The organism is Phenylobacterium terrae (assembly GCF_042681205.1).
GTDB classification, from domain to species: Bacteria; Pseudomonadota; Alphaproteobacteria; order Caulobacterales; family Caulobacteraceae; genus Phenylobacterium; species Phenylobacterium terrae.
In genome coordinates this window covers 331,247-344,874 of the sequence record NZ_JBHUEY010000006.1, presented here as the reverse complement: position 1 = coordinate 344,874, position 13,628 = coordinate 331,247, and the positions used below count along the sequence as shown (strand labels likewise).

The 13,628-nt window shown below is 69.6% G+C and carries 15 protein-coding genes; 1 reads left to right on the top strand and 14 read right to left on the bottom strand.

Annotated elements, in window-relative coordinates; all coding sequences use genetic code 11:
• The 13 genes from lpxA to rpsB all read right to left on the bottom strand — a co-directional run bounded on the left by lpxA (position 1) and on the right by rpsB (position 12,890).
• The gene (gene lpxA / locus ACFSC0_RS16080; RefSeq protein WP_377281884.1) at positions 1-798 is read right to left on the bottom strand and encodes an acyl-ACP--UDP-N-acetylglucosamine O-acyltransferase; all 798 of its coding nucleotides are present in this window, start codon (positions 796-798) and stop codon (positions 1-3) included.
• Positions 795-1,268, bottom strand: coding sequence for a 3-hydroxyacyl-ACP dehydratase FabZ (gene fabZ, locus ACFSC0_RS16075; protein WP_377281883.1), 474 nt, complete (start codon positions 1,266-1,268; stop codon positions 795-797). The genes lpxA and fabZ overlap by 4 nt, the downstream gene beginning before the upstream one ends.
• Entirely contained in the window at positions 1,265-2,287 is a 1,023-nt protein-coding gene (gene lpxD / locus ACFSC0_RS16070; RefSeq protein WP_377281882.1) for a UDP-3-O-(3-hydroxymyristoyl)glucosamine N-acyltransferase, read from the bottom strand. The genes fabZ and lpxD overlap by 4 nt, the downstream gene beginning before the upstream one ends.
• A gap of 29 nt (positions 2,288-2,316) precedes the next feature.
• Positions 2,317-2,925 carry an OmpH/Skp family outer membrane protein gene (locus ACFSC0_RS16065; protein WP_377281881.1) on the bottom strand — a complete coding sequence of 203 codons (609 nt, stop codon included), beginning with the start codon at positions 2,923-2,925 and terminating at the stop codon, positions 2,317-2,319.
• A gap of 5 nt (positions 2,926-2,930) precedes the next feature.
• A complete protein-coding gene (gene bamA, locus ACFSC0_RS16060) occupies positions 2,931-5,447 on the bottom strand; it encodes an outer membrane protein assembly factor BamA (protein WP_377281880.1) in 2,517 nt (838 codons plus the stop codon).
• A 36-nt stretch (positions 5,448-5,483) separates the two neighbouring features.
• The gene (locus tag ACFSC0_RS16055) at positions 5,484-6,692 is read right to left on the bottom strand and encodes a M50 family metallopeptidase (protein WP_377281879.1); all 1,209 of its coding nucleotides are present in this window, start codon (positions 6,690-6,692) and stop codon (positions 5,484-5,486) included.
• A gap of 22 nt (positions 6,693-6,714) precedes the next feature.
• Positions 6,715-7,908, bottom strand: coding sequence for a 1-deoxy-D-xylulose-5-phosphate reductoisomerase (gene dxr, locus ACFSC0_RS16050; protein ID WP_377281878.1), 1,194 nt, complete (start codon positions 7,906-7,908; stop codon positions 6,715-6,717).
• Positions 7,899-8,720, bottom strand: a complete 822-nt coding sequence (locus ACFSC0_RS16045; RefSeq protein ID WP_377281877.1) for a phosphatidate cytidylyltransferase — start codon at positions 8,718-8,720, stop codon at positions 7,899-7,901. The genes dxr and ACFSC0_RS16045 overlap by 10 nt, the downstream gene beginning before the upstream one ends.
• Positions 8,698-9,480, bottom strand: a complete 783-nt coding sequence (gene uppS, locus ACFSC0_RS16040; RefSeq protein ID WP_377281876.1) for a polyprenyl diphosphate synthase — start codon at positions 9,478-9,480, stop codon at positions 8,698-8,700. The genes ACFSC0_RS16045 and uppS overlap by 23 nt, the downstream gene beginning before the upstream one ends.
• 41 nt (positions 9,481-9,521) lie before the next feature.
• Entirely contained in the window at positions 9,522-10,088 is a 567-nt protein-coding gene (frr, locus tag ACFSC0_RS16035) for a ribosome recycling factor (protein ID WP_377281875.1), read from the bottom strand.
• Positions 10,089-10,220: 132 nt separating this feature from the next.
• Positions 10,221-10,940, bottom strand: coding sequence for a UMP kinase (gene pyrH / locus ACFSC0_RS16030; RefSeq protein ID WP_377281874.1), 720 nt, complete (start codon positions 10,938-10,940; stop codon positions 10,221-10,223).
• 89 nt (positions 10,941-11,029) lie between these two features.
• On the bottom strand, positions 11,030-11,968 hold the full coding sequence (gene tsf / locus ACFSC0_RS16025) for a translation elongation factor Ts (RefSeq protein WP_377281873.1): 939 nt from the start codon (positions 11,966-11,968) through the stop codon (positions 11,030-11,032).
• 67 nt (positions 11,969-12,035) lie between these two features.
• The gene (gene rpsB / locus ACFSC0_RS16020) at positions 12,036-12,890 is read right to left on the bottom strand and encodes a 30S ribosomal protein S2 (RefSeq protein ID WP_377281872.1); all 855 of its coding nucleotides are present in this window, start codon (positions 12,888-12,890) and stop codon (positions 12,036-12,038) included.
• Between the two features lie 205 nt (positions 12,891-13,095).
• On the opposite strand from rpsB, the gene ACFSC0_RS16015 reads away from it, so the two are divergent.
• Positions 13,096-13,416: a hypothetical protein gene (locus tag ACFSC0_RS16015; protein ID WP_377281871.1), complete on the top strand. Its 321-nt coding sequence runs from the start codon at positions 13,096-13,098 to the stop codon at positions 13,414-13,416.
• Between the two features lie 22 nt (positions 13,417-13,438).
• On the opposite strand, the gene ACFSC0_RS16010 is transcribed toward ACFSC0_RS16015, so the two are convergent.
• Positions 13,439-13,600, bottom strand: a complete 162-nt coding sequence (locus ACFSC0_RS16010; RefSeq protein ID WP_377281870.1) for a hypothetical protein — start codon at positions 13,598-13,600, stop codon at positions 13,439-13,441.
• Between the last annotated feature and the right edge of the window lie 28 nt (positions 13,601-13,628).

The window sequence follows — 13,628 nt, the reverse complement described above, 5'->3', positions numbered from 1 at the left end:
TCAGACCTCCCGCTCGGGCAGGCACAGCGGCCGCTCGGCGTCGGCGCGGATGAAGTCGATGATCTCCATCACCGGCGCGCTGTGGCCGAAGGTGGCGGCGGTGTCGTCCACCCGCTCCTGGAAGGTGCCTTCCTCGGCGAACAGCAGCCTGTACGCCGAGCGCAGCTCGCTCACCGTCTCGCGCGAGAAGTTGCGGCGCTTCAGGCCCACCAGGTTCAGGCCCTCTAGGTGGGCGTGGTTGCCCCACACCAGGCCGTAGGGGATGACGTCCTTGGTCACCGCCGCCAGGCCGCCGATGAACGAGTAGCGGCCGACCCGGCAATACTGGTGCACGGCCGCCAGACCCGAGACCATCACGAAGTCGCCGACCGTGACGTGGCCGCCGAGCGTCGCAGAGTGGGCCAGGATCACGTTGTCGCCGACCGCGCAGTCGTGGCCGACGTGGCAGGTGGCCATGAACATGCCGTCGTCGCCCACCGTCGTCACCCCGCCGCCATCGGGCGTGCCGATGTGCATGGTGACGTGCTCCCAGATCAGGTTGCGGTCGCCGATGATCAGCTGGGTCGGCTCGCCGCGATAGCCGGTGTGGTGCGGCGGCCCGCCCAGGTTGGAGAAGTTGCGGATCGTGCAGTCCGCGCCGATCTGGGTGTGCCCTTCGATGACCACATGGGCCAGGAGCTTGGTCCTGGGTCCGATGCGCACGTTGGGTCCGACCAGCGAATAGGGTCCGATGCTGACGCCATCGGCCAGCTCGGCGCCCTCCTCGACGATCGCGGTGGGATGAATGGTGACGCTCACTGGGTCTCCACCACCATGGCGGCGAACTCGGCCTCGGCGGCCACCCGGTCGCCCACCAGGCCGCGTCCGCGGAACTTGAACATGTCCCCCCTCGCCCGCACCACTTCGACAGGCATGCGCAGCACGTCCCCCGGCCGCACCGGCGCGCGGAATCGGCAGTTGTCGAGCGAGGTGAAGAAGATCGTCTTGCCGGCCACGTCGACGTTCAGCGACTTGGACATCAGCACGGCGCCCGTCTGGGCCAGCGCCTCGACGATCAGCACGCCCGGCATGACCGGGTATTCCGGGAAGTGGCCCACGAAGAAGGGCTCGTTGATGGTCACGCACTTGATCCCCACGATCGACTGGTGGGGCTTGTAGTCTTCCGCGCGATCGACCAGCAGGAACGGGTAGCGGTGAGGGATCCGCTTGACGATCTCGCTGATGTCGATGTCGCCCGGCGCGTCGTTGACCGGGGCCTTACGGCTCATTCTTCCGCTCCCTCCCTGCGGCGGGCCGCCGATTTCGCGATCCAGGCCGTCTCTCGCATCCACCGCTTCAGCGGCCGGGCCGGCGATCCGCCCCAGGTCTCGCCGGCGGGGACGTCCTTCATGACCCCGGACGCCGCCGCGATGCGCGCGCCCGGACCGATGGACACATGGTCGGCGACGCCGGCCCGGCCGCCGAACTGGGCGCCGTCGCCGATGACCACGCTGCCGGAAATGCCGGTGTGGGCCGCCATGGCGCAGTTGCGCCCGACGCGCACGTTGTGGGCGATCTGCACCTGGTTGTCGATCTTCGTGTTCTCGCCGATGACGGTGTCGTCAAAGGCGCCGCGGTCTATGCAGGTGTTCGCGCCGACCGTCACCCCATCCTGGAGGATCACGCGCCCGAGTTGGGGGATGTCGACGACGCCCTTCGGGCCGGGGGCCGCGCCGAAGCCGGGCTCGCCGATCACCGCGCCGGCCAGGATCCGCACCCGGTCGCCGACCAGGGCGAAGCCGATGACGGCGTTGGCGCCGACCTGGCAGTCGCGGCCGATGGCCACGCCCGGGCCGACCACGACGCCGGGGCCCAGGACGGTCCCGCGTCCAATCTCCGCGCCCGGACCGATGACGACGCCGGGGGCGAGCCGCACCCCCTCCTCCAGCCGCGCCGACGGGGAGATCGCCTCCCCCCCTTCGATCCGGCGGGGACGGTGCAGCCGCTCGGCGGCGGCGGCGTAGGCGGCTTGGGGATGGGGCGTGACCAGGGCCACGCAGCCCGCGGGCGCGGAGCCGGCCTCGCGGGCGGTCACGAAGGCGGCGCTGGCCTCCGTGGCCGCCAGCTGGGCGACGTAGCGCCGGTCCGAAAGGAAGGTGACGCTGCCCGGACCCGCCCGGCCCAGCACCGCGACGGCGGTGATGGCCAGGCTGGCGGCCTCGGGTCGGGAGAGCTCGGCCCCCGTCAGCTCGGCCAGTTCGCCGAGGGAGATGGGGGGGCCGGTCTCGAAGAATCGCGGGTCAGGCATGCGCTATCCTACCCGCGATGCGGCCCGCGTCAGCGGCGCTGGGCGGTGGCGGCGGGCGCGGCCGGAGCGGCGGCGGCCAGAGCCGGAGCCGGAACCTTCTGGTTGAGACGGTCGACGACGGCCTGGGTGATGTCCATCGACGGGTTGCCGATGACCAGCACGTTGCGGTCGATCAGCACGCTGCAGCGGCGCTGTTGGTAGACCTCGGCGATGGTCGGCGAGATCTGGTTGGCGATCTGCTCCTGCGCCTGACGCTCGGCCGGTTGCAGGTTGTTGCGACGCGCGGCGATCTTGTTCTGCAGGTCCTGCACGCGCTTGCGCAGGGCCTCGGGCGTGCTCTGCGGGTTGGCCTGGTAGGGGGCCAGTTCCTGCTGGAGCTTCTGGCCCTCGGCGGCGAACTCGGAGTTGATCTTGCGCTCGACGGCCTGGACCGCGTTAGTCGCCAGGACGCTGGCCTGCGGGTCGATCGTGCAGATGCCGCTGACCGCGGCGCCGTGGGTGATCTGCGGCGCCTGTTGCTGCTGTTGCTGTTGCTGTTGCTGAGCAGGTTGGGCCGGCCGGGCCTGGGCCAGCGCCGATGTGGCGGTGAAGCTAAGCGCTGCGACGCAGGCGCTCGCCACGATGGACTGGATTTTCATAGGGATCAGAACCTGGTTGAGGTGGAGAACCGGAAGGTTTCGGTCTTGTCGTAGTCTTCTTTGGCCAAAATCTGGCTGAAGTCGAACCTGATGGGCCCCATCGGAGAGCGCCAGAATATGCTAATGCCGGCCGAAGCGCGCAGGGACAGGTCGTCGCGGATGCAGACGTTGCGCGCCCCCGGGGTCGCCGGATTGGGGATGAAGTTGCCCGGAGTCGTCGGGTCTTCGATGGTCGGGACCAGGCAGTCCACGTCGCCGGGGCGATAGTAGAGATAGTCGTCGTCCAGCTGCCCGACGGTGCCGAAGTCGCTGAACAGCGCCGCCTTGATCCCGTACTGCTCGGGGATGAAGGTCGGGATCTCCAGCTCCACCGAGCCGATCGCGAAGGCCTTGCCGCCCAGCGGCTCGTTGAGGCCCCCGGTCAGGTCCCGCGGACCGACGCCCGCCGTCTCGAAGCCGCGGAAGTTGTTGCCGCCCTTGTAGAAGCGGTCGTTGATGCGGATCGGCTCGGAGCCGAAGCCGGTGATGTAGCCGGCCGAGCCGGAGACGCTCAGCTTAAAGTCCTTGTTGAAGCCGTGGTACCAGGCGCCGTCCACCTCGGTTTTCAGGTAGTTCACGTCGCCGCCGAGGCCCGCGAAGTCCTGGCTCACGCTGGTGTAGAAGCCGCGCGTCGGGACCACGGGGTCGTTCCGCTTGTCCCAGCGCCAGGTGTAGCCGACCAGCGAGGTCAGGTAGTCGCCTTCCTGCTCGCAGAACACCCGCGAGACGAAGATGTTGTCGCAGAGGCCGCTGGGGATCTCCACGGAGTCGTGCCGCAGGGTGTAGCGCACCGAGCCGAACGAATTCAGCGTCATCGGGAAGCCGAACCGCACGCCGCCGCCGGTGGCGGCCGTCGTGTAGGACTGGAACTCCGAGTAGTCCTGCCGGAAGTGGTAGAGGTCGAAGGTCGCGCGCAGGTCGCGGCCCATGAAGCGCGGCTCGGTGAACGAGAAGTCCACGATCTGCCGGTAGGAGCCCGCCGAGACGCGGGCCCGCAGGTCCTGGCCGCGGCCGCGGAAGTTGCGCTGGGTGACGCCCAGGTCCAGCACCAGCTGGTCCACCGAGCTGTAGCCGGCGCTGAACGAGAGTTCGCCGGTGGGCTGCTCCTCGACGCGCACCTGCAGGGTGGTGCGGTCCGGCGCGGAGCCGGGCAGCTCCTCGATGCCGACTTCCTTGAAGAAGCCGAGGGCGCGGATCTGATTGCGCGAGCGGTCGACCAGCACGCGGTTGTAGGCGTCGCCTTCGGCCACGTTCATCTCGCGCCGGATCACGTGGTCCAGCGTCTGGGTGTTGCCGACGATGTCGATGCGGTCGACGTAGACGCGCGGGCCCTCGCGGACCTGGAAGCTGACGTCGACGGTCTGGGTCTCGGGATTGGCCGTGTAGCGGGGCCGCACGTCCACGAACGCGAACCCGGCCGCGCCGGCGGCGAAGGTGAGCGAGTCTGTGGCCTGCTCGATGGCCTCGTCCTGATAGGTCTGGCCGGTGCGGATCGGCAGCAGCGCGGTCAGGGCGTCCTTGTTCAGCCGCTGCAGCTCGGTCTCGACCTCGACCTTGCCGAACCTGTACTCGGGGCCCTCGTCCAGCGTGTAGGTGACCACGAAGCCGTTCTTGTCGGGGGCCAGCTCGGCCACCGCCGAGACCACCCGGAAGTCATAGAAGCCGCGGTTGCGGTAGTGCTTGCGCAGCTGCTCCTTGTCGTACTCCAGGCGGTCCGGGTCGTAGTTGGCGTTGTTCGAGAAGAACTTGTACCAGGCGCTCTGCTCGGTCACGACGACGTCGCGCAGGTCGTTGTCGGAGAACTCCTGGTTGCCCAGGAAGTTGACCCGCAGGATGCCGCTCTTCGGCCCCTCGTCGATCTCGAAGATCAGGTCCACCCGCTTCTGCGGCAGCTCGACGACCTTGGGCGTCACCTGGGCCGAGATGCGGCCCGAGCGGCGATAGAGTTCGATGATCCGCTGCACGTCCTGCTGGACGCGGGCGCGGGTGAAGATCCCGCGCGGCCGGACGCTCACCTCCTCGCGCAGCTTGTCTTCCTTAAGGCCCCGGTTCCCTTCGAAGATCACCCGGTTGATGATCGGGTTCTCGACCACCTGCACGGTGAGGTCGCCGTTCGCGAAGTCGATGCGCACGTCGGCGAACAGGTCGGTGCGGAACAGCGCCTTCAGGGCGGTGTCGATCTTGGCCGGGTCGACTGGCTCACCCGGCTGGATCGGCAGGTAGGAGAGCACGGTGCTCTGCTCGATCCGCTCGTTGCCCTGCACGATGATCCGCGTGACCACGCCGGTGTTGGGCGCGGCCGGCGCGACGGGGACGGCCCCCTCCGGCGCGGCGGCCGCCTCGGGCGGCGCGGCTTCAGGCGTCGCCGGCGGGGCCGCGGGCTCTTGGGCGAAGGCCAAGCTCGGCGCCGTCAGGGCGGTCGAGGCGCAGAGCACCGCCAGTCCGGAGGCGAGCGCGGCGCTACGGGCGCGGGATCGTTGCATCAGGTCAGCCGTCACTGGAAAAGGGGCCGGGCCGCGTTACGTGCCCAGGCCGCCGAGGATTGAGAACACTCGCAGGCGCTGCAGATCGTTCCAGGTGGCGAACAACATCAATCCGAGCACCAGCGCAAGACCTGCACGGTAGCCTACAGCCTGAACCTTGGCGGCAAGAGGGCGACGGGCCAGCGCTTCGTAGGCGTAGAAGAGCAGGTGCCCCCCATCCAGCACCGGGATCGGCAGCAGATTGATGAACCCGATTCCCACCGAGATGACAGCGGCCAGGTTGATCATCCGAAGGCCGAGGTTCAGCAGGAAGGTCTCGTTGTCGGGCGCCTGCTCGCGGGTCAGCTTGGCCAGGTCGCCGGAGAGGTGGGCCATGCCCAGCGGGCCGCTCAGCTGCTCGGGGCCTTCGCGTCCGGTGAACAGGCGGCCGAGGTAGAACAGGGTCGTCTCGATGGTCGCCGAGGTCTGGGCGACGCCGCGGCCCACCGCCTCGATCGGGCCGTAGCGCTTGAGCTCGAGGGCCGTGTCGCTGCGGATCCCCAGCACGCCGAGCCGGTCGGTGCGGCCGAGCGGGTTGACGATCTCCTGCCGCCTGGGCGTGGCCTGGATCAGCAGGCGCTCCCCTCCCCGCTCGACCAGGAAGCTGGTGCGGGTGTCGGAGCGCAGCTTGATCGCCACCTCCAGCTCCTGGAAGCGGTCGATGGGGCTGCCGTCGACCTCCAGGACCAGGTCGCCGGGCCGGAAGCCGGCCTCGGCGGCGGCCGAGTTCGGCACCACCTGGCCGACCCGCGCCGGGGTGTAGGGCTCGCCGACAAAGCCGGCGATGGCGGCGAAGATGGCGATGGCCAGGGCGAAATTGGCCAGCGGGCCGGCGGCGGTGACGACGGCGCGCTGCCAGACCGGGCGGAACTGGAAGTAGCTGTTCAGGGCCGTCTCGTCGCCGCGGGCGACCAGTTCGCGCCGGAGCGCGTCGAGGTGGTCCTGGTCGGGGACGCTGGCTTCGTTCTCGTCTCCGGAGAACTTCACATAGCCGCCCAGCGGCAGCCAGCCGATGCGCCATTCGACGCCGGCCTTGTCCTTCCACTGGGCGATGGCCTTGCCGAAGCCCAGCGAGAAGCGGTCGACGCTGATGCCGAGCGCGCGCGCGGCCCAGAAGTGGCCGAGCTCGTGAACCGTGACCACCACCCCCAGCACCAGCAGGAAGGGGATCACGTAGAAGGCTGCACCTTGCAGGAAATCGAGCATCAGGCGGACAACTCCATCGGGCCTAGAGCCGCCCTAGACCCGCGATGACCTCGGCGGCCACGTGGCGCGCCGTCGCATCGGTCAATCTGGCGCTCTCCAGCGCGTCCTCGCCGCTTGGTGTCAGTGCGCCCGTCCGCTCCATGCGCTCCAACGTTTCGGCTACGGTGGCGGCAATATCGAGAAAGCCGATCTTCCGGTCAAGGAAGGCCCCGACGGCGGCCTCGTTGGCGGCGTTCAGCGCGGCCGGCGCCCCGCCGCCCATCACCAGCGCCTGCTTGGCGAGGGCCAGCGCCGGGAAGCGGTCCAGGTCCGGCTCCTCGAACGACAACGGCCCGTCGCGCACCAGGTCGAGCTTGGGCGCGGGCCAGGGCAGCCGGTCGGGCCAGGCGAAGGCGCAGGCGATCGGGGCGCGCATGTCGGCCGGGCCCAGCTGCGCCAGGGTCGAGCCGTCGCGGTACTCCACCATGCTGTGCACGATCGACTGCGGGTGGATCAGCACCGAGACCCGTTCCGGCGGCATGGCGAACAGGTAGGCGGCCTCGATCACCTCCAGCCCCTTGTTCATCATCGTCGCGGAGTCGATGGAGATCTTCGCGCCCATGCTCCAGTTGGGATGGGCCAGGGCCTGCTCGGGCGTGGCGGCGCGCATCGCCTCCAGGCTGGCGCAGCGGAAAGGCCCGCCCGAGGCGGTGAGGATCAGCCGCTCGACGTGCTGGGCCAACGTCGGGTCCAGCACCTGGAAGATGGCCGAGTGCTCCGAATCCACCGGCACGACCGCCCCGCCCGCCAGCTTGGCCGTGCGGAGCAGCGCCGGGCCGGCGCAGACCAGGCTCTCCTTGTTGGCCAGGGCGACGACCGCCCCGGCCCGGGCGGCCGAGAGCGTCGGCGCAAGGCCCGCGAAGCCGACGATGGCGCTCATCACCCACTGGACCTCGGCGGAGGCGGCCTCGGCGACGGCCGCGGCGCCGGCCGCGGCCTCGACGCCCGAGCCCTTCAACCGCTCGCGCAGCTCGGGCAGCGCGGCCTCGCTCTCGATCACCGCGATCTGCGGCCGCCAGCGCAGGGCCTGCTCGGCCAGCCGCTCGACGTTGCGGCCGCCCGTCAGGGCGACCATCTCGACCTCGACTCCGGCCTTGTCGAACAGGTCGAGGGTCGAGACCCCCACCGAGCCCGTCGAGCCCAGGACGCTGACGCGCCGCGGCAGGTTCAATGCCATCCGAAATCCACCAATCGTGCGGCGGCCAGCACCACGGCCGCGAACATCAGCCCGTCCACCCGGTCCAGCAAGCCCCCATGGCCGGGGATCAGGTCGCCGGAGTCCTTCACGCCGAAGCGGCGCTTGAGCATCGACTCCCACAGATCGCCCGCCATGGTCGCCGCGCCCCCCATGAGGCCGATGAAGGCGGCCGCGGGCAGCGCCAGGTGCAGCGGCGTCAGCGCCGCCACCACGGCCCCGACGGCCATCGAGCCGCCCAGGCCGCCGCCGAAGCCGGACCAGGTCTTGTTGGGCGAGAACCTGGGCCACAGCTTGGGCCCCTTCAGGGCGCTGCCGACCAGGAAGGCGAAGATGTCCGCGGCCCAGGTCACCGCGAACAGCAGGTAGGTCCACCACTGGCCTTCCGGCTTGTCCCGCAGCCAGACCAGGCAGACGGACGGGATGGCGATGTAGACCACGCCGAAGGCCGCATCGGCCGGCCGTTCGGCCACCCCGCGGGCGATCAGCGCCGCGGCCGCCGCGCCGATGACCATGGCGATCCAGGCGAGCGCGGTGTGGTCCTGGTAGACGAGGAAGAGGCTGGCCAGCACGGCGGCGGTCACCGCCGCGGAGATCCGCACCGGCGCCTGCGGAGCCGTCATCTGGCCCCACTCGATGGCCAGCAGCGCCACGCCGACGCTCATCAGCAGCAGGAACCACAGGCCGTCCAGCCAGACCGCCACCAGCACCAGGGGCACGAGCACGAGCGTGGAAACCGCCCGCACGCCCAGGTTCGACCAGTCGAAACGCCTAGCCTGCGGCAAGCACGTCATCGGCTACGGCGCCGCCGTACCGCCGCTCGCGGGTCTGGAACTCCTCGATCGCCGCCTTCAGGTGCTCGGCCCCGTAGTCGGGCCACAGCACGTCCTGGAAGACGAACTCGGCGTAGGCCGACTCCCACAACAGGAAGTTGGACAGCCGCCGCTCTCCGGAGGGCCGGATCACCAGGTCCGGGGCCGGCGCGCCGCCCGTCGACAACAGCCCGGCGAACGCGCCTTCCGTCAGCTCCTCGGGGCGCGCCCGGCCTTCGGCCACGGCCTCGGCGAACCGCCGCGCGGCGTCGACGATGTCGGCCTGTCCGCCGTAGTTGAACGCCACCTGCAGGAAGAAGCGGTCGTTGTGCGCCGTCCGGCGCTCCGCCTCCTCGATGATCTGCACGAGGTCGGCCGACAGGCCCTCGCGGCGGCCCAGCACCCGCACCCGCACCCCTTCCCGCTCGAGGCGGGCCAGGTCGGTCTCGAAATAGCGCTTGGGCAGGGCCATCAGCTCGGCCACCTCGGCGGCCGGACGGCTCCAGTTCTCGGTGGAGAAGCCGAACACCGTCAGCCAGCGCACGCCCAGCTCGGAGGCGGCCGAGACGGTGCGCTTGAGGGACTCCACGCCCGCCCGGTGGCCGAGCGTGCGCGGCAGGCCGCGGCGCTTGGCCCAGCGGCCGTTGCCGTCCATCACGATCGCGACGTGCAAAGACTGACCCGCGCCGGCTTCGCCGGAAGGGGCGGCGCCTTTCGGCTCTCCACGTTTGCCGCCGGCCATGGGCGAACTCGTCCTTTTGAAGGGGAAGCCCTTGGGAGGCTTCAGACCTGCATGATCTCTTGTTCTTTGGTTTTCAAGGCTTCGTCGATCCGCTTGATCTCCTGGTCGGTGATCTTCTGGACCTCGGCCTCCATACGCTTGAGCTCGTCCTGATTGATGACCCCGGCCTTCTCGGCCTTCTTCAGGTCGTCGTTGGCGTCTCTACGGATGTTGCGCACCGCCACCCTTTGTTGCTCGGCGTACTTGCCGGCCAGCTTGGCGAGATCCTTGCGCCGCTCCTCGGTGAGCGGCGGGATCGGGATGCGCAGGTTCTGACCGTCGACCACGGGATTCAGTCCCAGGCCGGAGGCGCGGATGGCCTTCTCCACCGACACCACCATGCCGCGGTCCCACACGTTGACCGAGATCATCCGCGGCTCGGGCACGGAGACGGCGGCCACCTGGTTCAGCGGCATGGTCGAGCCGTAGGCTTCCACGTGCACCTGGTCGAGGAGGCTGGCCGAGGCGCGCCCGGTCCGAAGGCTGGCGAATTCCTCCTTCAGGACCGAGATCGCCTTGTCCATGCGATCCTTGTACTTCGAAAGCACCGGTTTCTCGACGGTGGCCATTGGCGCTCCTCACGTCTTGCGAGCTATAGACCGGTCCGGCTCCGAAGTTGTGCAGCTTCGGTGCAGGAACGGGGCGACTTCCTAGAACCTATGGATAAAACGCGCGGCGGGCGATGCCGAAACGCGCGCGCCTCAGGCGATGGTCGTGTGGACTCCCTCGCCTTTCAGCACCTTGAGCAGATTTCCCCGTTCGCGGATCGAGAAGACCACGATCGGGATGTGGTTGTCCCGCATCAGCGAGATGGCCGAGGCGTCCATCACCTTCAGGTCCTTGGCCAGCACGTCGTGGTAGGTCAGCCGCTCGTAGCGGGTGGCGCTGGGGTCCTTCTTCGGGTCGGCGGTGTAGACGCCGTCGACGCTGGTGCCCTTGAACAGCGCGTCGCAGCCCATCTCGGCGGCGCGCAGCGCGGCCGGGGTGTCGGTGGTGAAGAACGGCGCGCCCAGCCCGGCGGCGAAGATCACCACTCGGCCCTTCTCCAGGTGCCGCAGCGCCCGGCGGCGGATGTAGGGCTCGCAGATCGCGGCCATCGGGATCGCCGACTGGACGCGGGTGTAGACGCCGATCTTCTCCAGGCTGGCCTGCAGCGCCAGGGCGTTCATCACCGTCGCCAGCATGCCCATGTAGTCGGCGCTGGCCCGCTCCATGCCGCTCTCGGCCAGCAGGGCGCCCCGGAAGATGTTGCCGCCGCCGATCACCAGGCAGACCTCGATCCCCTCGCGCACCACCTCGGCGATGTCGGCGGCGACCCGGTCGAGGGTCTTGGGATCGATCCCGAAGCCTTCGCCGCCGGCCCCGGCCTCCCCGGAAACCTTCAGCAGGATGCGTTTATAGCGGGGCGGTTCGGCGGGCATCGCGGCTCCGAGTCGGCGGCTTCAGAATAGCGAAAGGGCGCGGCGCGTCGATGCGCGCCGCGCCCTTATAGAACGGCCTGAACCGGAGGCTAGGCCTGGCCGGTCATCTGCGCGACTTCCGCGGCGAAATCGCCGCCGGGGCCGCGGTCGACGCCCTCGCCCAGCGCGAAGCGGACGAAGGCCTTCACGGTCACCGGCGAGCCGGCCTGCTTGGACGTCTCGGCGATCAGCTGCTCGATGGTCTGGTCCGGGTTCATGACGAAGGGCTGCTTCATCAGCACGACCTCTTCCTGCCACTTGCGGATGCGGCCCTCGACCATCTTCTCGGCGATCTCGCGGGGCTTGCCCGACTCCATCGCGGTCTGGGTCTGGATTTCCCGCTCCTTGGCCACGACCTCGGGGTCGAGCTCGTCGGAGTTGAGCGCCAGCGGCGGGGTCGGCGTGCCGGCCACGTGCATGGCGATGCGGCGGCCGACGTCCTTCAGCACCTGCTGGTCGCCGGCGCCTTCCAGCGCCACCAGCACGCCGAGGCGCGCCACGCCCTCGCCCGCCACGTTGTGCAGGTAGAGGGCCACGGCGCCCTGGTCCACCGTCAGGCGGGCCGAACGGCGCAGGCGCATGTTCTCGCCGATGGTGGCGATCAGGTTGGTGACCAGGTCCGACACCACTTCGCCGCTGGCGGTCTTGGCGGCCGAGATGGCCTCCACGCCCTCGACGGTCAGCGCCACCTGGGCGATGTCGCGGGCGGCCTGCTGGAACTTGTCGTTCTTGGCCACGAAGTCGGTTTCGGAGTTCAGCTCGATCAGCACGCCGGTCTTGCCGTCGGCCGAGATCAGGCCGGCCACGACGCCTTCGGCGGCGGCGCGGTCGGACTTCTTGGCCGCCTTGGACAGGCCCTTGGTGCGCAGCCAGTCCATCGCCGCTTCGACGTCGCCGTTGTTCTCCTGCAAGGCCTTCTTGCAGTCCATCATGCCCGCGCCGGACTTCTCGCGCAGGTCTTTGACCAGCTGAGCGGTGATCTCCGCCATGGTCGGCTCCTTAAAGGTTAGCGGTCCGGCGGGACCCGGATGGTCCCGCCCTTACGTTGGATTGATGTCAGCTCGCCGACGGCGCTTCGGCCGCCTGGGCTTCAGCCGGCTGTTCGCTCGCCTGCTCGACACCCTCGTCCGCGCCCGGGGTCGCCTGGTCGGCGCCCAGTTCGCGGGCCAGGGCCGGCTCGATCGGGGCCTCGGCGGCGCCGATGTCGACGCCCGAGGCCGCCTGGCCGGCGGCCAGGCCGTCGAGGATCGCGTCGGCCATCAGGTCGCAGTAGAGCTGGATGGCGCGGGCCGCGTCGTCGTTGCCGGGGATCGGCAGGGTGATGCCGTCCGGATCGCAGTTGGTGTCCAGGATGGCGATCACCGGGATGTTCAGCTTGCGCGCTTCCTGGATCGCGATCGCTTCCTTGTTGGTGTCGATCACGAACATCAGGTCGGGGATGCCGCCCATGTCCTTGATCCCGCCGAGCGACAGTTCGAGCTTGTCGCGCTCGCGGGTGAGCTGCAGCAGCTCCTTCTTGGAGCGGCCCTGGCCTTCGCCTTCCAGCAGGCCTTCGAGCTCGCGCAGGCGCTGGATCGACTGGGACACGGTGCGCCAGTTGGTCATCGTGCCGCCCAGCCAGCGGTGGTTCACGTAGTACTGGGCGCAGCGCTTGGCGGCGCCGGCGACCGGCTCGGAGGCCTGGCGCTTGGTGCCGACGAACAGCACCCGACCGCCGCCGGCGGCGACGTCGCGGGCCTTGACCAGCGCCTGGTGCAGCAGCGGGATGGTCTGCGACAGGTCGATGATGTGGATGTTCGACCGGGCGCCGAAGATGTAGCGGTCCATCTTCGGGTTCCACCGGTGCGTCTGGTGGCCGAAGTGGGCGCCAGCTTCCAGCAGCTGCCGCATGGAGAATTCGGGAAGCGCCATAGGTATGCTCCTTTTTCCGGTGCGCCTCCGCAGGCCAAAACCCCTTTCGGGGCCCGGAATGGAAACGAGCGGGATGTCTCCCCGCCCCTCGCCAAACGCCTGCGTGTGTGATGGGGCGGGCAGATAGGCGCAAAGCGGCGGAAAAGCAAGGGTCGCGAGCCGGACCTGCGCCGGAACGCTCGCGGCGGCGCGGCATTGGAGCCGCATGGACCCCGTTCACGGCCACTGCGTGGAGATCTTCGTGCCCCTGTTCCGCTCGGACGGCGGGCCGGTCGAGGGGCGCTATCTGGCGGAACTGGAGCGCGAGCTGACCAAGGGATTCGGCGGCGTCACCGCCTTCACCCGCGTCCCGGCCCGCGGCCGCTGGTCCGACGGCGAGGAGGTCCAGACCGACGAGGTGGTGATCCTGGAGGTGCTGGTCGAGGCGCTCGACCGGGCCTGGTGGCGCCGGCTTCGCGCCCGCCTCGAGCGCGATCTCGACCAGGAGGAGGTGCTGATCCGGGCCCACCCGATCGAGCGGCTGTAGCCCAGGTCGGGAGGGGCCTGTCCTAGAACAGGCCGGCGCGCTGGGCGATTACGACGGCGGCGATGATCAGGATCAGCGCCTGGATGATCTGGCCGAAGGGCGACGGCAGCGGGAGCTTCTGGACGGCCCAGGCGATGAGCGCGGCCACGACCAGGACGATGATGGCGAAGACGAGGATGGACATGGGCGGTCCCCTTCAGCGGCTCGGCCGC

Excerpts from the sequence above, each read along its gene's own strand:
- fabZ (WP_377281883.1), bottom strand. The coding sequence starts at position 1,268 with ATGAGCCGTAAGGCCCCGGTCAACGACGCGCCGGGCGACATCGACATC.
- lpxD (WP_377281882.1), bottom strand. The coding sequence starts at position 2,287 with ATGCCTGACCCGCGATTCTTCGAGACCGGCCCCCCCATCTCCCTCGGC.
- ACFSC0_RS16065 (WP_377281881.1), bottom strand. The coding sequence starts at position 2,925 with ATGAAAATCCAGTCCATCGTGGCGAGCGCCTGCGTCGCAGCGCTTAGC.
- bamA (WP_377281880.1), bottom strand. The coding sequence starts at position 5,447 with ATGCAACGATCCCGCGCCCGTAGCGCCGCGCTCGCCTCCGGACTGGCG.
- ACFSC0_RS16055 (WP_377281879.1), bottom strand. The coding sequence starts at position 6,692 with ATGCTCGATTTCCTGCAAGGTGCAGCCTTCTACGTGATCCCCTTCCTG.
- dxr (WP_377281878.1), bottom strand. The coding sequence starts at position 7,908 with ATGGCATTGAACCTGCCGCGGCGCGTCAGCGTCCTGGGCTCGACGGGC.
- ACFSC0_RS16045 (WP_377281877.1), bottom strand. The coding sequence starts at position 8,720 with ATGACGTGCTTGCCGCAGGCTAGGCGTTTCGACTGGTCGAACCTGGGC.
- uppS (WP_377281876.1), bottom strand. The coding sequence starts at position 9,480 with ATGGCCGGCGGCAAACGTGGAGAGCCGAAAGGCGCCGCCCCTTCCGGC.
- frr (WP_377281875.1), bottom strand. The coding sequence starts at position 10,088 with ATGGCCACCGTCGAGAAACCGGTGCTTTCGAAGTACAAGGATCGCATG.
- pyrH (WP_377281874.1), bottom strand. The coding sequence starts at position 10,940 with ATGCCCGCCGAACCGCCCCGCTATAAACGCATCCTGCTGAAGGTTTCC.
- tsf (WP_377281873.1), bottom strand. The coding sequence starts at position 11,968 with ATGGCGGAGATCACCGCTCAGCTGGTCAAAGACCTGCGCGAGAAGTCC.
- rpsB (WP_377281872.1), bottom strand. The coding sequence starts at position 12,890 with ATGGCGCTTCCCGAATTCTCCATGCGGCAGCTGCTGGAAGCTGGCGCC.
- ACFSC0_RS16015 (WP_377281871.1), top strand. The coding sequence starts at position 13,096 with ATGGACCCCGTTCACGGCCACTGCGTGGAGATCTTCGTGCCCCTGTTC.
- ACFSC0_RS16010 (WP_377281870.1), bottom strand. The coding sequence starts at position 13,600 with ATGTCCATCCTCGTCTTCGCCATCATCGTCCTGGTCGTGGCCGCGCTC.